This is a genomic window from Streptomyces sp. NPDC048751 (assembly GCF_043198595.1).
Classification (GTDB): domain Bacteria; phylum Actinomycetota; class Actinomycetes; order Streptomycetales; family Streptomycetaceae; genus Streptomyces.
The window spans coordinates 227162-245856 of sequence record NZ_JBICUX010000015.1 but is presented as its reverse complement, the minus strand read 5'-3'; the positions used below and the strand labels follow the sequence as shown (position 1 = coordinate 245856).

Sequence of the window (18695 nt, the reverse complement as noted above, 5' to 3'; positions counted from 1 at the left end):
AGCCCGTTGGGTATCAGTCAGTGACAGCGGCGGAATCTTCGGACCCGGACGACTCATACCGAACCAACGACGAATCTCCGACTCAGGTCACTAGGTGTATTGACCTGAAGGCCCCGAGGGGAACCGCGGAGCGCGCGGGCCGGGCCACCTGGCCCGGGCCGTGCGTTGTTTCTTCATCTGTTGCGCCGTCAACTGCTTCTGGGCTCGCCGTCACGTCGTCCGAGGAGGACGATGGAAGCAGAGGCATCCGGCGTCGCGGACCCGTCGCGAGCCCGTGCGGCCGGTGCGAGGAGGTCGCCATGGCCCGTATCGCTTCCGCCATCAGATCACGGTTGCCGGACACCGTCCGGCGCGCCGGAACGCACACGGGAAACCATCCCTGGAAGATCCAGCTCGTCGAACATCCCGGGCGCAAGGAGTCGTCGTACTTCCGGGCCGCGAAGGCGACGGTGAAGAAGATCCTCGACGAAACGAGCGACGAGGACCTGCCCTACGGTCCCCGGCCCACCGGATCCGAGCACTGGGAGATGCACCACGGCGGCAGCCTGTGGGTGAAGGGGCGGGACGGCTGGCGCATGTACCGCGCCAAGGCCGGCATCGAGTGGAGCATGCAGTTCTGCGCGGACCCGGAGAAGGTCGACCGGCTGCGCCTCCTCGCGGCCGAACTCGTGGACGCCTTCCCCCTCACCCTGCCGGCCCTGGATGCGCTGGGATACGAGGAGGCCCGCGAGCTGCTGCGCACGCCGATCGCGGACTCCGACGGAGTCGAGGCGTGGACCGACTCCCTCTTCAACTCGTGCGTACCGCTGAACCACGGGGACCACCAGGGAATCCTCCCCAAGACCCCCGGCGAACACCACTACCCCTGGCCGGTCAAGGGCGCGGACTACTTCCGCTACTCCGACTTCAAGCTGTGGGTGACGCTGCCCGACGGCACTCATGGCGCCGTGGCCCCGGTGGGCAGGCGGGGTTCGGGCGACGGCCGCGTCCGCCTGTTGCACGCCCCGGAGGGCAGCAGGGCGGCGGGCACCCTGGCTCAGGCGCAGGAGCTGCGGGAGATGGCCGTGCTGCCGCCCGACAGCCCTGTCGCACTGGAGGCGTTCGCGATGCAGATCGCCCAGGGGGACGGGACCCAGCACAACGGAGGACCACGACACGGCAGACGGCGGCAGGCGTAGGCAAGGAGCGCGACCATGGCACGCAAGATCGTCATCTGCCTGGACGGGACCGGCAACCAGGTCGGCGCCCGCCACCCGACCAATGTGGTCCGGCTCTACGAGATGCTGCGCGCGGACGACCCCGCACAGCAACTCCTGTACTACGACCCCGGCGTCGGCACCATGTCGTCGGCCACCGCGCGCGGACCGGCGAGCCGCTGGTTCTCCCGCGTGAGCGGACTGGCGTTCGGCACCGGCCTCAAGGCGAATCTCGCCGAGGCCTACACCTTCCTGATGGGGCACTGGCAGCCGGGCGACGAGGTGTACGTCTTCGGCTTCAGCCGCGGCGCCTACACCGCCCGGGCCCTGGTGGGCATGCTGAACAAGCCGGGCCTGATGCGCCCCGGTTCGGAGAACCTCGTCCCGTACGCCGTCGCCAAGTACGCCTTCAACCAGGACATCGACAAGAGCATGCAGGAGGTGGCGCGCTTCTCGCACGCCTTCTGCCGGCGCACCGACGACGAGCCGCTGTGGCGGGTGGTGAAGGACAACGCGAAGGTGGCCGGGCACGAAAGACAGGTCTCGCGCCACGCCCTTCCCGTCGCCTACCTCGGCCTGTGGGACACCGTGAAGGCGGCGGGCGTCCTGCGCCTGGGCAACCTGCGCTGGCCCTACACCCACCAGCTGCCCAACGCCGCCCGCATCCGCCACGCCGTGTCCCTCGACGAGAAACGGCGCCCGTACCGCGAGTACGGGGTGACACCGCGTCCACCGGCCCTCCAGGACACCGCGCAGGAGGTCTGGTTCGCCGGGGTGCACTCCGACGTGGGCGGCACCTTCGAGCACGCCGCCAACGAGCCGCTGCTCTCGGCCATCACCCTCAAGTGGGTCACCGACGGCATCTGCGACGACCTGCTCTTCCGCCCCGGCGCCTACGCCGAGGCCTGCACGCTCACCGAGGAGTTCGCGGACGCGCCCCTGCACAGGAACGGCCCGCTCTGGATCCTCGCGGGCCGGCGCTCACGGCCGGTACCCGAGGGCGCGCGGGTGCACGCGAGCGTACAACTGCGGCGGCGGCACGACGCCAGGTACCACCCGGACCTGCGGGAGCCGCGGGAGTGGGCCGACCTCGACTGGACCAAGCCGGCGCCGGCGCCGGGCGGTTGAGCGGTCCGACAAAACCGGATCGCGCGGCATCCCCCGCTGCCGAGGGGCGATCATGGGGCACTGACGGGCCGTTGAAGGAACGCGCCCCCGCCCCGGAGGTACGTCGATGCCGCAGCCCCTCGATCCGGACGGTCCGGAGTCCGTCAACTCCGGTGTCTGGGAGGCGTACGGTACCCACCACCTGAAACGCGGCACGGTCCTGGCCGAGGCGGAACGCATCGACTGGGGCATCGCGGGCGCCGGGCCGGACGCCGAGCTCCTCGGGGAGCTGTCGGGCCGCCGTGTCCTGGACCTGGGCTGCGGCACGGCCCGGCACGCCGCCCACCTCGTGCGGGCGTACGGCGCGTCGGTGGACGCGGTGGACGCCTCTCCGAGCCAGTACGAACGGGCCCGGGCGCGGTACGGCTCGCTGCCGGGGCTGCGCCTCGTCCTGGCCGACGCGGTCGAGCATCTGCGGACGACGACGCCGTACGACGTGGTCTACTCCGTCAACGGCGTCCCGTTCATCGATCCCCGCCGGCTGCTGCCCGCCCTCGCCACGGCGCTCACGCCCGGCGGGACGCTGTGCTTCTCCGCGCTGCACACCAACTCGCGTGGCGCCGGTCCGTCGTCCGAGGTGGTGTCCCGGCCGGAGACCCTGCGGTTCGCGGACGGCGGCGACCACACCGTGCGGATGTGGGTGCTCACGCCGGAGCTCTGGGAGGACCTGCTCGCCGAGCACGGTTTGCGGCTGGAGTCGGCGCACGTCGTCGACGCGCCGGAGCCCGGCAACCATGCCTCCTACCGTGTCTTCCGCGCCCGCCGCCCCGCCCGCGTCTCCTCCCGGCTCCGTACGTCCCTGACGCCCGCCGCGCACGCGACCCTGGGCGTGGCCCCCATCCTGTACGGCCCCCGGGGGCTGCTCCTGGGCCGTCACCGCCGGGGCACCTGGGAGCTGCCCGGCGGGAAGGCGGAGCCCGGCGAGACGCTCCAGGAGACGGTCGTGCGTGAACTCGGCGAGGAGACGGGGCTGCGGGCCGAGCCGTCCGACGTACGCCTGCTGGGCACGCTCCTCGACCACGTCGACGACGTCGTACTGGTGACCGTGGCCGCCCTTGTCACCGACTGGCGCGGCGAGCCGTCCGACCAGCCCGGCGAGAGCGTCGGGGACTGGCGCTGGTACCCCCTGGAACAGCTGCCGCCCGCCCTGTTCGTGTGCAGCGCGCAGGCCCTCACCGCCTGGCGCCCCGAACTGCCGATCGACCACACGCCCGCCCACTTCACGCCGTACGGGGAGGCGCCGCTCGGCGGCCCGGCCCGGCGCGTGCGGCCCCGGACGGCGGACGACATGGCCGACTGCGTCGCCGTGCTCACGGCGGTGCACGAGGACGGCGGCTATCCGGTGCACTGGCCCGACCGGCCCGCCGACTGGCTCACGCCCCGGTCGCTGCTGTCGGCGTGGGTGGCTGAGCTGGACGGACGGGTCGTCGGGCACGTCGTCCTGTCCCACAGCGACGAGGGCGACCTCGCACCCGGTCTGTGGAGGACCCGTCACCCCGAGGCCGGGGCGGCCGCCGTGGTCAACCGGCTGTTCGTCTCCCCCGCCGCGCGTGGGCGGGGCATCGGGTCCGCCCTGCTGGAACGGGCCACGAGCGAGGCGTACGCGCGGGGCCTGCATCCGGTGCTGGACGTCGTCGCGTCGGACACGGCGGCGACGGCTCTGTACGAGCGGCTGGGCTGGGAGCTGCTGGACGTGGTCGAGCAGCACTGGGGCCCGGACCGGCCGGTCTCCCTGCGCTGCTACGCGGCGCCCTCCTCGTAGACCGCCGACCGGCCTGGCCGACCGGTCGCCGACCACCGGCCTCTGAGGGCCGATCAGCTCAGTCCCGCCCGCGCGTTTTCCGGTCGGTTTTCACCCGTTCTTGTGCAGTCCGCCGCGCGGCTGTCCCGTCGGACGCTGTCGTCTGATGCACTTCCCCTGAGTCCTGCGACAGTTGACGAGACCTCAGGGGGCACGGTGACGCGTCGTCAAGAACGACTCGCGGCGGGCAGAGCGGTACTCACGGTCCTCACGGCACTCGGCACGCTGGCCGGTGCGGCCCTGGCGGGGGCGGCACCGGCCGGCGCCGCGCGGGGCGACACCCGGATCGCGCCCGGTGTCACCTACCGGGAGTTCGACATCCAGGGAAGCAAGGGTCCGACGCACGCCCATGTGCTGAGCGTCGACCTGACCGACTCCCGGGTGCGCCTCGGTCTGCTGTACCCGGGGAAGGTGGCCGCGCGGGCCACCGTCTCGCGGCTGGCGGACACCCAGCAGGCGCTCGGGGGTGTCAACGGCGACTTCTTCAACATCTCCGAGACCCAGCACCCGGGCGTCGAGGCGACCGGCGCGAGCGTGGGTCCGGCGATCGCGGACGGCCGAGTGCTGAAGGCGGCGGTGCCGAAGGGCCAGCGGTTCGGGCCCGCGCTGCCGTCGGGGACCAGCACCCGGGACGTGCTGGGCGTCGGCACCGATCACCGCGCCCGGCTGGACCGGCTGACCCTCGACGGATCGGTCAGCACGCCCGAGGGGCAGTTCGCCCTGGGCGGGCTCAACCAGTACGCGCTGCCCGTGGGCTCCGTCGGCGCCTTCACCGCGGAGTGGGGCAGCGCCTCCCGGGTGCGCGCCACGTGCGGTACGGACGGCGACCGGGGCGCGCCGTGCAGCACCGACACCTTCGAGGTGACGGTGACGGACGGCCGGGTCGTCTCCACCGCCGACACACCCGGCAGCGGCGCCATCGCCGCCGGGACCACCGTGCTCGTCGGCCGGGAGGCGGGCGCGCAGCGGCTGCGGAAGTTCTTCACCGGGGAGTCGGTCCAGGTGCGCCACCGGCTCGTGGCGTCCACGACGTCGACACCGTACGCCTTCGCCATCGGCGGCTACCCGGTCCTGCGGGCCGGGCAGCCGCTGCCCGGCCTCGACAGCACCGCCGCGGCCGTGCGCACCGCCGTGGGTGTCACCGAGGGGGGTCGGAGCGTGCTGCTGTTCGCGCTGGACGGGGCGCCCGAGTACCGCAGCGGCCTCACGGTCGCCGAAGTGGCGGACGCCCTGCGCGACCTGGGCGCGGTCGACGCCTTCAACCTGGACGGCGGCGGCTCGTCGACGCTGGTCACCCGGTCCGCGGGCGCGGGCACGGTCTCGGTGCGCAACCATCCCTCCGGCGGCGCGGAGCGTCCGGTCGCGAACGGCATCGGGGTCTTCGCCGCCGGGTGATCCTCACGGCCGCAGGCTGCTCACGATGTCGGCGGTCGCCGTGATGCCGCTGTGGATGGTGGGAGCGACGCTGGTGCTCGCCAGGTAGAAGCCGAGCAGCAGACAGACCAGGGCGTGGGAGATCTTCAGCCCGCCGTTGCGCAGGAAGATCACCGCCAGGACAGCGAGCAGCAGCACCACAGAGATGGAAACGGCCATCGTCAACCTCCTCCGCCACGTCCGCTTCGCGGCGTTCGGCCGCAAGTGTGGCGTAGCGGAGGGTTTGACCGTGCGGCTTGCCTGTCCGCCGATCGAGTGGTGTCACCGGCTCCTACGACCGGTGGGCGTCCAGGAACGCCTCCAGGCCCGCCAGGTCGTCGGTGTTGAGGTGGTCGACGCCGGCGGCGAGCAGTTCGCCCCACACCGCGTCCCGGGCCGGACCGGCGAGATCGGGCGTCGCCCAGAACCGCACGCGCTGACCGCGCGCGTGGGCGGCGGCGACGATGCCGCGCAGCTTCTGCCGCTCGGCGTCCGGGAAGGCGCCGACGCCCAGCCAGGTGAAGTTCAGGGTCCAGTTGTCGCTGATCAGCGGGACGAAGGAGGCCGGTGCTGCGCTGTCCAGGTCGCTGAGGCGTCCGTCGTAGAAGGCGCGGCGTACGCGCTGCGCCTCCATCGGCGTACGGGCCGCGCGGTCGCCGGAGATCACGGCGGTGACCGGGCCGGTGTGCACCCGGCCGTGGGCGTACGTGGTGAACAGGTGCGGGTAGCGCCTGAGGTGGCGGTCGAGTTCGAGGTAGGTCGAGGCGCCCTCGGTCTTGATGTCGATGAGGAGTTGCAGCGGCCTGTGCGAACCCCGGTACACCCAGCCGCGGTTGGCCTTGACGCGGGCGGCCAGCGGGTCGAGGTAGAGGGATTCGAGGGTGCGGGAGGGGTCGAGGTCCTCCGGGTCGTGGGCGACGAGGAGTTGGTCGCCGACCAGGTAGATGTCGGCCTCGACGCTGCCGAAGCGGTGGTCGAGGGCGTCGAGGAGGGGGCGGGGGTGCTCGTAGTCGTTGTGGGCGTGGGCGCGCCACAACGGGCGGGTGCCCTGCTGTCGTCCGTCGGCGAACGCGCTGCCGGCGGGCGGGGCGAGTACCGCGGCGAGGGTGGCACCGAGGCCGGTGAGAACGCTGCGGCGGGTGACGACGGCCATGCCTGTTCCTCCCTGTGGGGGCGGGTGCGAACCACAGGGAGTATGGGGCCGTCCGGACGCCAAGGGACCTGTGTGTGCCAGGAGTTGGCCGGACGGCCGTCGCTTGTTCACTCCTTCCGTGCAGCCGCACGAAAAGCGCGCCCCAGGTGAACGCTGTTGGTCAGTTCCGCCCCGCTGGAGCTCACGCTCAGGCAGCCAAGGCAGTTCTACCTGGTCAGGATGGCGCCGTTCGTGAACGAGTCGCCGTCGTCGCTGGACAGGTAATGCCAGCCGCCAACGGTCAGGTGCGTGCCGGAGGACGCCACGGAGCTGACGCCGAGAGGGTGTTGCGGATCGTTATCGGGCAGGTCGAGCGACCGCCAACCCGCGGCGGGTGTCCAGGTCATGCCGACAGCCGCGTCGTCGTTGCCGCCCACGACGGCGAGTCCGCCGTGCGGCCGCAGGGTCACGGCCTGCAGTGAGAAGGTGCCTGCGGGCAGGGGAACCTGGGTCCACGAGGTGCCGTCCCAGTGCAGGGCCAGCCCCGCCGGGCGCTGCTTGTCGGTGTCGCGGGACCACCCCACCGCCCAGACGTCCGTCGCGGTGCGGGCGGCGACGTCGAAGAGGACCGCCGAGTCGGGGAACGCCGGGGTGGGCGTCCGCGTCCACCGGTGGCCGTCCCAGTGCACGGCGACGGACTGACCGGTGTCGTAGTCCATGCCGACTACCCAGACGTCGTTCGGCGCCACCTCCTTGACCTGGTTCAGTCCCCAGTTCGCCGACCCCGGGATCTGCACGGACCGCCACTTCTGTCCGTCCCAGTGCTGTACGACCGGGACATGGGTGAAAGTGTCCTGCGTGTAGCCATGGCCCACCGCCCAGGCGTCCCGGCCGGAGGCCGAACTCACCGAGAGCAAACTGGCTTCGACTGTCCCGGCAGGCAGACCCGTGCTGGGAGTCAGTTGCCAGGCGCCCGCCACATAGCGCCCAACCAGGACGCCTTGGCCGTCCGATCCCTGGTCACCGACGAAGAACGCCGAACCGTCGGCCGCGGTGGCGATGTCGTTGATTCTGCTGTTCCACGCGTCGGCGCCCTGGAGCACTGTCTGCTTCCACGCCCCGCCTCGGGCGAGGTCGCGCTCGTACATGGTGGGCGTAAACCGGATCGTGCCATCCTGATTCTCGATGATCGCGGCGCCGCCGGCCCAGGTCTTTGACGGGCTCGGCTGAGCCACGCTCATCACCGAGACCTGGCCCGTCGACGTCTCCGCCCACGCCCCGCCACCTGTCGGCCCGGCTGTGGCGGGTCCGCTGATCACCATCGTGATCGCCCCAACCCCTGCCAGTAACCCTGCGGTCCTGCGTTTGACCGTCACTGTGCTCTCTCCCGTCCCGGAGGAACCGCTCCCCCATATGTATCAATGCGATGGCGGGTGCAACTTGTTGCACTCACTCACGCACGCACTCCCCGTTGGCGGCTGGCGGTGGGCCGGATCTACACGTGAGGGGACACGTGGCGGGGCATGGAAATGCCAACAGCGTTCAGGTGGGGCGGGCTTCACCGGGTGACGGTCAGGGGGCCTGGAGGTCGACCAGTTCGGCCAGTTGGGCGCGGTGGGCGCCCGCGGTGCCGTAAGCGATCGAGTCGGCCTTGGCCCGCTTCAGGTACAGGTGCACCGGGTGCTCCCAGGTCATGCCGATGCCGGCGTGCAGTTGCAGCGCCTCCTCGGCCGCGTGGACGGCGACCTGCGCGGCGTAGGCCTGGGCGACGGCGACCGCCAGGTTCGCGTCCTGGTCGGTGGCGAGCGCGTCCGCCGCGTTGCGGGCGGCCGCGCGGAGGTTGACGACCTCCAGCCAGAGCTGGGCGAGCCGGTGCTTGAGCGCCTGGAAGCCGCCGACAGGCCGGTTGAACTGCTTGCGCTCCTTCAGGTAGCGCACGGTCTCCGTCAGCGTCCACTCGGCGACGCCGAGCTGCTCGGAGGCGAGCAGTCCGGCACCGGCGCGCAGGGCGCGGCGCACGGCGGGTTCGGCGTCGCCCAGCAGGCGTCCGGGGGCGCCGTCGAGGGTGACGGTGGCGAGCGGACGCGTCAGGTCCAGAGAGACCTGCGGGGTGACGGTCACGGCGTCGGCCTCGACCGCGTAGAGCCCGCCGTCGTCCGCGGGCACGAGCAGCACATCGGCGACGGCCGCGTCCGCGACCCCGGTCAACTCCCCGTGCAGGGCCCCGCCCTCATGGCGTACGAGCTTGTACGCGCCGCCCGGGGCGATGTTCAGCGCGACGGCGAGGGCGCCGATCCGCCGGCCGGAGGCCAGGTCGGCGAGGAGGTCGTCGGCCTCGCATGCGAGCAGCGCCTCGGTGGCGACGACAGCGCTCGTCAGGTAGGGCACGGGTGCGACCGCGCGGCCCAACTCCTCCAGGACGACGGCCGCTTCGCGGTGCGAGGCGCCCTGGCCGCCCCGGGACTCCGGCACCAGGAGGCCGGCCAGGCCCATGCCGTCGGCCAGGGCCTTCCACGCCTCGCGGTCGTGCGGGGCGTCCGACTCGGTGCGGGCGATCACGCCCGGTGCGTCGCAGTGGTCCGTGAGCAGGTCGCGGACGGCGGCGCGGAGGGCCTCTTCCTCCTCCGTGTACAGAAGATCGGTCATCGGGCGAGGTCCTTCCAGGCGACGTCCTTGTCGGTGCGCGGCTCGGACGGCAGGCCCAGGACGCGCTCGGCGACGATGTTCAGCAGGACCTCGCTGGTCCCGCCCTCAATGCTGTTGCCCTTGGAGCGCAGATAGCGGTATCCGGCCTCGCGACCGGTGAAGTCCACGAGTTCCGGGCGCCGCATGGTCCAGTCGTCGTACAACAGGCCTTCCTCGCCGAGGAGTTCGACCTCCAGGCCGCTGATCTCCTGGTTGAGGCGGGCGAAGGCGAGTTTCATGCCGGCGCCCTCGGGGCCGGGCTGGCCGGCGACGAGCTGCTGGCGCAGGCGTTCGGCGGTGAGGCGGGCGACCTCGGCCTCGACCCACAGCTTCAGCAGGCGCTGGTGCAGATCGTGGGTGCGCAGTTCGGGGCGCTCGCGCCAGGTCTTGGAGACGGGGCCGATCATGCCGCCCTCGCGGGGCAGCCGCATGCCGCCGATGGCGACGCGTTCGTTGTTCAGCGTGGTCTGCGCGACCCGCCAGCCGTCGCCGACCTCGCCGAGCCGGCGGGAGTCGGGGATGCGGACGTCGGTGAGGAAGACCTCGTTGAACTCCGCCTCGCCGGTGACCTGCCGCAGCGGCCGCACCTCGACGCCCGGGTCGGTCATGTCGCAGAGGAAGTACGTGATGCCGGCGTGCTTGGGCACGTCCGGGTCGGTGCGGGCGATGAGAATGGCCCAGCGGGCGAGGTGGGCGCTGGAGGTCCACACCTTCTGCCCGTTGACGACCCATTCGTCGCCTTCCTTGACCGCCCGCGTGCCGAGCGCGGCGAGGTCGGATCCGGCGCCGGGCTCGCTGAAGAGCTGGCACCAGACCTCGTCGCCCACCCACAGGGGCCGCAGATAGCGCTGCTTCTGCTCCTCGGTGCCGTACTTCAGGATCGTCGGCGCGGCCATGCCCAGGCCGATGCCGATGCGCCGCGGGTCGTTGTCGGGGGCGCCGGCGGCCTCCAGCTCGCTGTCCACGACGACCTGGAGGGAACGCGGGGCGCCGAGCCCGCCGAGCCCCTCGGGGTAGTGGACCCAGGCGAGGCCGGCGTCGAAGCGGGCCTTCAGGAAGTCCGTGCGATCCGTCGTGGCGGGCGGATGCGCGGCCAGCAACTCCGCCGTACGGCGCTTGAGTTCGGCTGCGTCGGTCATGCGGCGGCTCCGTTCTGCGGTACGACGGCGACCCGGCCGGTGGTGACACCGTCGCCGACCCGCTGGACCGCGGCCGCCGCCTCGCTCAGCGGTACGCGCTCGCTCACCAGCGGCTTGATCGCGCCCCGGGCGGCCAGCTCGGTGAGCTGCTCGTGGCAGTGCTGGACCAGCTTGGGGTTCTTGGTGTTGTACAGGCCCCAGTGCAGGCCGAGGATCGCGTAGTTCTTCACCAGCGCGTGGTTCAGCCCCGGGTTCGGAATCGTCCCGCTCGCGAAGCCCACGACCACGATCCGGCCCTCGAAGGCGACGACCTTGGTGGACTGCGTGTAGGCCTCGCCGCCGACCGGGTCGTAGATCACGTCGGCGCCCCGCCCGCCGGTGGCCTCCTTCACCGCGGCGACGACATCCTCGGCGCGCCGGTCGATGACGACGTCGCAGCCCAGCTCGCGGGCGACGGCGGCCTTGTCGGCTCCGCCGACGACCCCGATGACGGTGGCCCCGGCGGCCTTGCCGAGCTGCACGGCCGCGCTGCCGACCCCTCCTGCGGCAGCGTGGACGAGCAGTGTCTCGCCGGCTTCGAGACCGGCCCGGCGGTGCAGACCGAACCAGCCGGTCTGGTACCCGATGTGCAGGGCGGCCGCCTCGGCGTCGTCCAGCGCGTCGGGGGCGGGCAGCAGGGCCGCAGCGTCCGCGACGGCGTACTCGGCGAAGCCGCCGTGGGGCAGCGCGGGGTTGGCGATCACCCGACGGCCGTCCTCGGTCTCGCCGCAGATCTCCACGCCCGGCGTGAACGGCAGCGGGGGCCTGACCTGGTAGTGGCCCCGGCACATCAGCACGTCCGGGAAGTTGATGTTCGCGGCGCGCACCCTCAGCAGGACCTGGCCGTCGCCGGGCTCGGGACGCGCCACGTCCGCCAGGCGCATCACCTCACTCGGCTCGCCGTTCTCGTGCACCTGCCATGCCTGCATGCGGAGCCTCCACGGGACTGCGTTGTCTGACCGGCCTCCTTCGCATACTAAGCGGTCGCTTGCCGATCAGGGAACAGCTGCCACGGAAGAGTCACGGCAGAAGACGCACGACAGAAGAGTCACGTCCGTCACGACCGCCTGGGCCTCGCCCGTACGTGCATCCGCTCCCCCTGCGGCCCGAACAGGCTGAGGAACTCCGCCGACCCCTCCCCCGTCGAGCCGAACCAGTGCGGCACCCGGGTGTCGAACTCGGCCGCCTCCCCCGCCGCGAGGACCACGTCGTGCTCGCCCAGCACGATCCGCAGCCGCCCGGAGAGGACGTAGAGCCACTCGTACCCCTCATGGACCCGGGGTTCCGGCTCCTCCTGCCGCTGCGGCACCAACACCTTGTACGCCTGGAGCCCGCCGGGCTGGCGGGTGAGTGGCCAGTAGGTGCGCCCGTGCCGGACGATCGGCTCGGCCCGCACCCGCGGATCGCGCACCGGCGGAGCGCCCACCAGTTCGTCCAGTGCCACCTCGTGCGCTCGCGCGATGGGCAGCAGCAGTTCCAGACTGGGTCTGCGCAGGCCGGATTCCAGGCGGGAGAGCGTGCTCACCGAGATGCCGGTCGCCTCCGACAGCCCGGCGAGCGTGGCGCCCCGCTCCTTGCGGATCCTCCGCAGCCGGGGCCCGACCTCGGCGAGCACCTCGTCCATGTCGTCACCCATGTCCCACATTGCAGTTTCGGCAAACGTATTTGTCAATGCGGCAGCGATCCAGCGAGCTTGTCCATGGAGGTGGTCACCATGACCCAGCAGGACACGTACGAAGTGGTCGTCGTCGGAGGCGGCGCCGCCGGACTCTCCGCCGCACTGGTCCTCGGCCGGGCCCGGCGCCGGACCCTGGTGGTCGACGCGGGCGAGCCACGCAACGCGCCCGCCGCGCACATGCACGGCTATCTGACCCGGGACGGCGTGCCGCCCTCCGAGTTCCTGGCGCTCGGCCGGGAGGAGATCGCCCGGTACGGGGTGGAGCTGGTCCGGGACCGGGCGGTGGACGTCACCCGGGACGGCGACTTCACCGTGGCGCTGGCGAGCGGGCGTTCCGTGCGCGCCCGGCGCCTCGTCGTCGCGACCGGCCTGAAGGACGAGCTCCCGGCGGTCCCCGGCGTGGCCGAACGCTTCGGCCGGGACGTGCTGCACTGCCCGTACTGCCACGGCTGGGAGGTGCGGGACCGGCCGTTCGGTGTGCTGGCCACGTCACCGCTGAGCGTGCACCAGGCGCTGATGGTGTCCCAGTGGTCCGGCGACGTGACGTTCTTCCTGCACGAGGTCGCCGAGGCGGAGCTCTCGGACGACGATCTGCGCAGGCTCGCCGCGGCCGGGGTGAAGGTGGTGTCCGGCGAGGTCGCGGAGCTGTTGGTGGAGAGCGACCGGCTCACCGGCGTCCGGCTCGCGGACGGCACGACCCATGACCGTGCCGTGGTGTTCGTCGCGCCGCGTGCCGTGCCGCAGACCGGTCTGCTCCAGCCGCTGGGCGCCGAGCTGCGCGAGACCCCGTTCGGCGCGTACCCCGTGGTGGACGAGACGGGTCTGACGACCGTGCCCGGGGTGTGGGCGGCGGGCAACGCGATGGGCTTCGCCGAGCAGGTGGTGAACGCCGCGGCCGGCGGGTACCGGGCCGGCGCCACGATCAACGGGGAACTGCTGATGAGCGACCTCGACGCGGCCGTCCGGGTGTAGACGGCCCGCCTCCGGTGCACCATGGCTGCATGCTGCTGACCCGGCTCGCCCAGGTGTCCCGGGAGGTCGCCGCCACCTCGGCGCGCTCCCGCAAGACCGCGCTGCTCGCCGAGTTGTTCCGGGACGCGGACGCCGACGACGCGCCGATCGTCATCCCGTATCTGGCCGGCAGGCTCCCGCAGGGCCGGATCGGCGTCGGCTGGAAGGTGCTGGGCCGCCCGGTCGAACCGGCCGCCGAACCGACACTGACGGTGCGCGAGGTGGACGCCCGGCTGACCGAGCTCGGCAAGGTCACGGGCTCCGGTTCGCAGGCCGAACGCGTACGCCTGGTAGGCGAGTTGATGGGACTGTCCACCGAGGACGAGCAGCGTTTCCTGCTCGGTCTGCTCACCGGCGAGGTCCGCCAGGGCGCCCTGGACGCGGTCGCCGTGGAGGGGCTGGCGCAGGCGACCGGGGCTCCCTCGGCCGACGTACGACGGGCCGTGATGCTCGCCGGTTCGCTCCAGGAGGTGGCGCGGGCACTGCTCGGGGAGGGGCCGCCGGCGCTGGAGCGGTTCCGGCTCACCGTCGGCCGCCCGGTGCTGCCGATGCTGGCGCACAGCGCGTCGTCGGTGGCGGAGGCGGTCGAGAAGCTGGGCGCCTGCGCGGTCGAGGAGAAGCTGGACGGGATTCGCGTCCAGGTGCACCGGGAGGGCGACGCCGTACGCGTGTACACCCGCACCCTGGACGACATCACCGACCGTCTGCCGGAACTGACCTCGGCGGCGCGGGAGTTGAGGGGGGAACGGTTCATCCTGGACGGTGAGGTGATCGCCTTCGACGACAGCGGCCGCGCCCGCACCTTCCAGGAGACCGCCGGGCGCGTCGGATCACGCATGGACGTGGCGACGGCCGCCGAGGCGGTCCCCGTCTCCCCCGTCTTCTTCGACGCGCTCTCCGTCGACGGCCGCGACCTGCTCGACCTGCCGTTCGCCGAGCGGCACGCGGAGCTGGCCCGGCTGGTCCCGGAGCCGATGCGGGTACGCAGGTCGCTGGTGAACGGACCCGACGACGTCCCCGTGGCGGAGGAGTTCCTCGCCGAGACGCTGGAGCGCGGCCACGAGGGCGTCGTGATCAAGGCCCTGGACGCCGCCTACAGCGCCGGCCGGCGTGGGGCGTCCTGGCTGAAGGTCAAGCCCGTGCACACCCTCGACCTGGTCGTCCTGGCCGTCGAACGCGGCCACGGCCGCCGCACCGGCAAGCTCTCCAACCTGCACCTGGGTGCCCGCACCCCCGACGGCGGCTTCGCCATGCTCGGCAAGACCTTCAAGGGCATGACCGACGCGATGCTCACCTGGCAGACCGAGCGCCTTCAGGAACTGGCCGTCGAGGACGACGGCTGGGTGGTGACCGTACGCCCCGAACTCGTCGTCGAGATCGCCTACGACGGCCTGCAGCGCTCCACCCGCTACCCCGCCGGCGTCGCCCTGCGCTTCGCCCGCGTGGTCCGCTACCGGGAGGACAAACGCCCGGAGGAGGCGGACACGGTGGAGACGCTGTTCGCGGCACACCCTGAGGTGCGCCCGTGACGGAGACGACGGACATATGTGGGTAACGGAGTCGACGGAGGTATGTGGATGGCGGAGTCGACGGAGGTATGTGGGTGACGGACATGACGGGGAAGCGCAGCGCGGGCCTGCTGCTGTTCCGGCACACCGATGACGGCACCCAGGTGTTGCTCGGCCACATGGGCGGCCCGTTCTTCGCGCGGCGCGACGCGGGCGCCTGGACCGTGCCGAAGGGCGAGTACGAGCCCGACGAGCCCGCCTGGGACGCGGCCCGGCGCGAGTTCCAGGAGGAGCTCGGGCTGGCGCCGCCCGACGGTGAGGCCGTACCGCTCGGGGAGGTCCGGCAGACCAACGGCAAGATCGTCACGGCGTGGGCGGTCGAGGCCGACCTGGACCCGGCGAGCGTGGTCCCCGGCACGTTCCGGATGGAGTGGCCGCCGAAGTCGGGGCAGGTCCAGGAGTTCCCCGAGCTGGACCGGGTGGAGTGGTTCGGCCTCGACCGGGCGCGCGAGGTGATCGTGAAGGCACAGGCCGCGTTTCTCGACCGCCTGGCTGAGCACTCGCACTAGGACCTGTCCGGCCGCTCAGGGCGGAGGAAACCAGCGGCGCCTTCATCGATGCCGGTGAGCGGGGTGTGGTGCGTGCAGCTGCAAGGCGGAGGGGGGAGTCGATGCGGAGCATCGGCGACCGACGACAACGCCGCAGATGTGCGTGCCACACCCCGCGTCTCCGCCGTGATCGGCTGGACAGGTCCTAGGCAGATGGCCCCGCGTTGCGGTCCCCTCCGTCGCGCGGGAAGGTCGAAGCACAGCGCGCATTCAGGGAGGTCCGTCATGCCCATCGCAACGGTGAACCCGGCGAACGGTGAGACGCTCAAGACGTACGAGGCCATGGGCGCGGAGGAGCTGGAACGCCGGCTCCAGCTCGCCGAGGCCACGTTCCGCACATACCGCACGACCGGCTTCGCCGAACGCGCCCGCCTGCTCACCCGGGCGGCCGAGCTGCTGGACGAGGACCAGTCCGAGATCGCCCGGATCATGACGACCGAGATGGGCAAGCCGATCAAGCAGGCCCGCGCCGAGGCCGCCAAGTGTGCCAAGTCGATGCGCTGGTACGCCGAGCACGCCGAGGAACTGCTCGCCGACGAGCGGCCCGCCGACGCGGACGTGAAGGACTCCGGCGCCTCCCGTGCCCTGGTCCGGTACCGCCCGCTGGGCCCGGTGCTCGCGGTGATGCCGTGGAACTTCCCCCTGTGGCAGGTGGTCCGCTTCGCCGCGCCCGCGCTGATGGCGGGCAACGTCGGCCTGCTCAAGCACGCCTCCAACGTCCCGCAGACCGCCCTCTACCTGGAGGACCTCTTCCACCGCGCGGGCTTCACCGAGGGCTGTTTCCAGACGCTGCTCATCGGCTCCTCCGCCGTCGACGAGATCCTGCGCGACGAGCGCGTGAAGGCCGCCACCCTCACCGGCAGCGAGCCCGCGGGCCGGGCGGTCGCCTCCACCGCCAGCGAGATGATCAAGAAGACGGTGCTGGAACTGGGCGGCAGCGACCCCTTTGTCGTCATGCCCTCCGCCGACATCGACCGCGCCGCCGAGGTCGCGGTGACCGCGCGCGTCCAGAACAACGGGCAGTCCTGCATCGCCGCGAAGCGGTTCATCGTGCACACGGACGTCTACGACGCCTTCGCCGAGCGCTTCACCGAGCGCATGGACGCGCTGAAGGTCGGCGATCCCCTGGAGGAGGACACGGAGGTCGGGCCGCTCTCCAGCGAGCAGGGCCGCGCCGACCTGGAGGACCTGGTCGACGACGCCAAGCGCGTCGGCGCGAGTGTCCTGTGCGGTGGCGAACGCCCGGACGGGCCCGGCTGGTACTACCCGCCGACCGTCCTCGCCGACATCCACCGCGACATGCGCATCCACCGCGAGGAGGCGTTCGGCCCCGTCGCCACGCTCTACCGCGCCGGCGACCTCGACGAGGCGATCCTGATCGCCAACGACTCGCCGTTCGGCCTGAGTTCCAACGTCTGGACCCGCGACGACGCCGAAGTCGACCGTTTCGTCCAGGATCTGGAGGCGGGCGGCGTGTTCGTCAATGGCATGACCGCCTCCCACCCGGCGCTGCCGTTCGGGGGTGTGAAGAGGTCCGGATACGGCCGTGAGCTGTCCGGGCACGGAATCCGGGAGTTCTGCAACATCACCACGGTTTGGCACGGCGCGTGAGGCTTCCGCGGCTACGATCCCGTCTGTGAACCGCGAAGTGACTCTGCCTCTGATCGTCGACGACCGCGGTACCTTGCAGGTGGCTGCCGCCGACGTGAGCAAGCTGCTCCGCACGGTGGGTGGGCGTTGGCTGCATCTCGTCGAGGCCGGGGCGGAGGGGCTGGACGAGGATACGGTGGCCGCGTTGACCATTGAGCTGGCGAAACTCGCCGATCGGATTGATGTGGCGTGCATTGCTCATAGCAGCGGGGGTGCGCCGTAGGGGTGCCTGTGCGATGCCGGGTGCGGGTGCGTTGTGGCTGATCGCGCAGTTCCCCGCGCCCCTTTGGGTACGTACAGTGCACGCACCTCAGGGGCGTGGGGAACTGCGCGATCAGCCACCCACGACCAGCAGACGCGCTACCGGATCGGCATACCCGACAGGGTTCGCGCGATCACCAGTCGCTGGATCTCACTCGTGCCCTCGAAGATGGTGTAAATCGCCGCGTCCCGGTGCATCCGCTCCACCGGATACTCCCGCGTGTACCCGTTGCCACCGAGGATCTGGATCGCCTGCGCGGACACCTTCTTCGCCGTCTCACTCGCGAACAGCTTCGACATCGAGCCCTCCGCAGCGGTGAACGGCTTGCCGCTGACGGCCATCCAGGAAGCGCGCCAGACGAGCAGCCGCGCCGCGTCGATGGACGTACGCATGTCGGCGAGCTGGAAGGCGACACCCTGGTTGTCGATGATCGGCCGGCCGAACTGCTCACGCGTCTTCGCGTAGTCGAGGGCCACCTCGTACGCGGCGCGGGCGGTACCCACCGCCATGGCACCCACCGCGGGGCGGCTCGCTTCGAACGTCGCCATCGCCGCGTTCTTCACCCGCTCACCGCCCGCCTTGGCCCGCTCGCGGGCCCGCGCCAGCCGCTCGTCCAGCTTCTCCTTGCCACCGAGCAGGCAGGAGCTGGGGACGCGCACGTTGTCGAGGATGACCTCGGCGGTGTGGGAGGCGCGGATGCCGTGCTTCTTGAACTTCTGGCCCTGGGCGAGACCGGGCGTGTTCGGCGGGATGATGAAGGACGCGTGCCCCTTGGAGCCGATCTCGGGGTCGACGACCGCGACGACCACGTGGACGTTGGCGATGCCGCCGTTGGTCGCCCACGTCTTCGTGCCGTTGATCACCCACTCGTCGTTGGCCTCGTCGTACACGGCACGCGTACGCATGGAGGCGACGTCGGAACCCGCGTCCGGCTCGGAGGAGCAGAACGCGGCGACCTTGACATCGTTGGCGTCGCCGTACATCTGGGGGATCCAGGTGCCGATCTGCTCCTCGGTGCCGTTGGCGAGGACGCCCACGGCGGCGAGGCCGGTACCGACGATGGACAGGGCGATTCCCGCGTCGCCCCAGAACAGCTCCTCCATGGCCATGGGTATGCCGAGGCCGGTGGGGTCGAAGTACTGCTGGGCGTAGAAGTCGAGGGAGTAGATGCCGACCTTGGCGGCCTCCTGGATGACCGGCCAGGGAGTCTCCTCACGCTCGTCCCATTCGGCGGCCGCGGGGCGGATCACATCGGCGGCGAAGCCGTGGAGCCAGTCCCGGACCTCCTTCTGTTCGTCGTTGAGCTCCATGGTGAACTCGGCCATGTCCCCTCCAGCGGCGGCGCACGTGCATGTTACTTGCGGTAACACGAGTGTGTTACCGGTCGGTAGGAAAAGTCAACTCCC

17 protein-coding genes and 1 pseudogene are annotated in these 18695 nt (G+C 71.6%); 10 read left to right on the top strand and 8 right to left on the bottom strand.

All coding sequences use genetic code 11. The features are described from left to right. The first annotated feature begins 299 nt into the window (after window positions 1-299). From ACGFNV_RS37780 to ACGFNV_RS37760, 5 genes and pseudogenes are all read left to right on the top strand, one after another. Complete coding sequence (locus ACGFNV_RS37780) at window positions 300-1178, top strand: DUF6424 family protein (protein ID WP_393628966.1); 879 nt, start codon at window positions 300-302, stop codon at window positions 1176-1178. Between the two features lie 15 nt (window positions 1179-1193). Further along, entirely contained in the window at window positions 1194-2324 is a 1131-nt protein-coding gene (locus ACGFNV_RS37775) for a DUF2235 domain-containing protein (RefSeq protein WP_393628964.1), read from the top strand. A 106-nt stretch (window positions 2325-2430) separates the two neighbouring features. Continuing rightward, window positions 2431-3594 (top strand): annotated as a pseudogene (locus tag ACGFNV_RS37770) (NUDIX domain-containing protein); the annotation flags it as partial. A 57-nt stretch (window positions 3595-3651) separates the two neighbouring features. After that, the gene (locus ACGFNV_RS37765; protein ID WP_393628986.1) at window positions 3652-4125 is read left to right on the top strand and encodes a GNAT family N-acetyltransferase; all 474 of its coding nucleotides are present in this window, start codon (window positions 3652-3654) and stop codon (window positions 4123-4125) included. Window positions 4126-4320: 195 nt separating this feature from the next. Then, entirely contained in the window at window positions 4321-5559 is a 1239-nt protein-coding gene (locus ACGFNV_RS37760) for a phosphodiester glycosidase family protein (RefSeq protein WP_393628963.1), read from the top strand. Window positions 5560-5562: 3 nt separating this feature from the next. Here ACGFNV_RS37760 and ACGFNV_RS37755 read toward each other — a convergent pair whose 3' ends face one another. From ACGFNV_RS37755 to ACGFNV_RS37725, 7 genes are all read right to left on the bottom strand, one after another. Continuing rightward, window positions 5563-5757, bottom strand: a complete 195-nt coding sequence (locus ACGFNV_RS37755; RefSeq protein ID WP_037672675.1) for a hypothetical protein — start codon at window positions 5755-5757, stop codon at window positions 5563-5565. Window positions 5758-5869: 112 nt separating this feature from the next. Continuing rightward, window positions 5870-6730 (bottom strand): phosphatidylinositol-specific phospholipase C/glycerophosphodiester phosphodiesterase family protein, encoded by an 861-nt coding sequence (locus ACGFNV_RS37750; protein ID WP_393628961.1) that lies wholly within the window; start codon window positions 6728-6730, stop codon window positions 5870-5872. A 206-nt stretch (window positions 6731-6936) separates the two neighbouring features. Continuing rightward, window positions 6937-7857, bottom strand: coding sequence for a hypothetical protein (locus tag ACGFNV_RS37745; protein WP_393628959.1), 921 nt, complete (start codon window positions 7855-7857; stop codon window positions 6937-6939). A gap of 424 nt (window positions 7858-8281) precedes the next feature. After that, complete coding sequence (locus ACGFNV_RS37740; protein WP_393628958.1) at window positions 8282-9355, bottom strand: acyl-CoA dehydrogenase family protein; 1074 nt, start codon at window positions 9353-9355, stop codon at window positions 8282-8284. Next, window positions 9352-10533, bottom strand: coding sequence for an acyl-CoA dehydrogenase family protein (locus ACGFNV_RS37735; protein WP_393628956.1), 1182 nt, complete (start codon window positions 10531-10533; stop codon window positions 9352-9354). The genes ACGFNV_RS37740 and ACGFNV_RS37735 overlap by 4 nt, the downstream gene beginning before the upstream one ends. Then, the gene (locus tag ACGFNV_RS37730) at window positions 10530-11501 is read right to left on the bottom strand and encodes an NADPH:quinone oxidoreductase family protein (protein ID WP_393628954.1); all 972 of its coding nucleotides are present in this window, start codon (window positions 11499-11501) and stop codon (window positions 10530-10532) included. The genes ACGFNV_RS37735 and ACGFNV_RS37730 overlap by 4 nt, the downstream gene beginning before the upstream one ends. 128 nt (window positions 11502-11629) lie before the next feature. Next, window positions 11630-12208, bottom strand: a complete 579-nt coding sequence (locus ACGFNV_RS37725; RefSeq protein WP_393628952.1) for a helix-turn-helix domain-containing protein — start codon at window positions 12206-12208, stop codon at window positions 11630-11632. 78 nt (window positions 12209-12286) lie between these two features. On the opposite strand from ACGFNV_RS37725, the gene ACGFNV_RS37720 reads away from it, so the two are divergent. From ACGFNV_RS37720 to ACGFNV_RS37700, 5 genes are all read left to right on the top strand, one after another. Next, the gene (locus tag ACGFNV_RS37720; protein WP_393628950.1) at window positions 12287-13222 is read left to right on the top strand and encodes an NAD(P)/FAD-dependent oxidoreductase; all 936 of its coding nucleotides are present in this window, start codon (window positions 12287-12289) and stop codon (window positions 13220-13222) included. Window positions 13223-13251: 29 nt separating this feature from the next. Beyond that, window positions 13252-14790 carry an ATP-dependent DNA ligase gene (locus ACGFNV_RS37715; protein WP_393628948.1) on the top strand — a complete coding sequence of 513 codons (1539 nt, stop codon included), beginning with the start codon at window positions 13252-13254 and terminating at the stop codon, window positions 14788-14790. Window positions 14791-14873: 83 nt separating this feature from the next. Next, window positions 14874-15338, top strand: a complete 465-nt coding sequence (locus tag ACGFNV_RS37710) for an NUDIX domain-containing protein (protein WP_393628984.1) — start codon at window positions 14874-14876, stop codon at window positions 15336-15338. Between the two features lie 264 nt (window positions 15339-15602). Beyond that, complete coding sequence (locus ACGFNV_RS37705) at window positions 15603-16988, top strand: NADP-dependent succinic semialdehyde dehydrogenase (protein WP_393628946.1); 1386 nt, start codon at window positions 15603-15605, stop codon at window positions 16986-16988. A 25-nt stretch (window positions 16989-17013) separates the two neighbouring features. Beyond that, window positions 17014-17250 carry a DUF6213 family protein gene (locus ACGFNV_RS37700; protein ID WP_133931902.1) on the top strand — a complete coding sequence of 79 codons (237 nt, stop codon included), beginning with the start codon at window positions 17014-17016 and terminating at the stop codon, window positions 17248-17250. Between the two features lie 137 nt (window positions 17251-17387). Here the strand turns inward: ACGFNV_RS37700 and ACGFNV_RS37695 are convergent, their stop codons facing one another. Further along, the gene (locus ACGFNV_RS37695; protein ID WP_393628944.1) at window positions 17388-18614 is read right to left on the bottom strand and encodes an acyl-CoA dehydrogenase family protein; all 1227 of its coding nucleotides are present in this window, start codon (window positions 18612-18614) and stop codon (window positions 17388-17390) included. Window positions 18615-18695: the final 81 nt, after the last annotated feature.

What these genes read in the sequence shown, in the direction of transcription:
- ACGFNV_RS37775 (WP_393628964.1), top strand. Translation starts at nt 1,194, where the DNA reads ATGGCACGCAAGATCGTCATCTGCCTGGACGGGACCGGCAACCAGGTC.
- ACGFNV_RS37780 (WP_393628966.1), top strand. Translation starts at nt 300, where the DNA reads ATGGCCCGTATCGCTTCCGCCATCAGATCACGGTTGCCGGACACCGTC.
- ACGFNV_RS37740 (WP_393628958.1), bottom strand. Translation starts at nt 9,355, where the DNA reads ATGACCGATCTTCTGTACACGGAGGAGGAAGAGGCCCTCCGCGCCGCC.
- ACGFNV_RS37755 (WP_037672675.1), bottom strand. Translation starts at nt 5,757, where the DNA reads ATGGCCGTTTCCATCTCTGTGGTGCTGCTGCTCGCTGTCCTGGCGGTG.
- ACGFNV_RS37695 (WP_393628944.1), bottom strand. Translation starts at nt 18,614, where the DNA reads ATGGCCGAGTTCACCATGGAGCTCAACGACGAACAGAAGGAGGTCCGG.
- ACGFNV_RS37720 (WP_393628950.1), top strand. Translation starts at nt 12,287, where the DNA reads ATGACCCAGCAGGACACGTACGAAGTGGTCGTCGTCGGAGGCGGCGCC.
- ACGFNV_RS37725 (WP_393628952.1), bottom strand. Translation starts at nt 12,208, where the DNA reads ATGGGTGACGACATGGACGAGGTGCTCGCCGAGGTCGGGCCCCGGCTG.
- ACGFNV_RS37735 (WP_393628956.1), bottom strand. Translation starts at nt 10,533, where the DNA reads ATGACCGACGCAGCCGAACTCAAGCGCCGTACGGCGGAGTTGCTGGCC.
- ACGFNV_RS37750 (WP_393628961.1), bottom strand. Translation starts at nt 6,730, where the DNA reads ATGGCCGTCGTCACCCGCCGCAGCGTTCTCACCGGCCTCGGTGCCACC.
- ACGFNV_RS37745 (WP_393628959.1), bottom strand. Translation starts at nt 7,857, where the DNA reads ATGTACGAGCGCGACCTCGCCCGAGGCGGGGCGTGGAAGCAGACAGTG.
- ACGFNV_RS37710 (WP_393628984.1), top strand. Translation starts at nt 14,874, where the DNA reads ATGACGGGGAAGCGCAGCGCGGGCCTGCTGCTGTTCCGGCACACCGAT.
- ACGFNV_RS37715 (WP_393628948.1), top strand. Translation starts at nt 13,252, where the DNA reads ATGCTGCTGACCCGGCTCGCCCAGGTGTCCCGGGAGGTCGCCGCCACC.
- ACGFNV_RS37730 (WP_393628954.1), bottom strand. Translation starts at nt 11,501, where the DNA reads ATGCAGGCATGGCAGGTGCACGAGAACGGCGAGCCGAGTGAGGTGATG.
- ACGFNV_RS37765 (WP_393628986.1), top strand. Translation starts at nt 3,652, where the DNA reads ATGGCCGACTGCGTCGCCGTGCTCACGGCGGTGCACGAGGACGGCGGC.
- ACGFNV_RS37705 (WP_393628946.1), top strand. Translation starts at nt 15,603, where the DNA reads ATGCCCATCGCAACGGTGAACCCGGCGAACGGTGAGACGCTCAAGACG.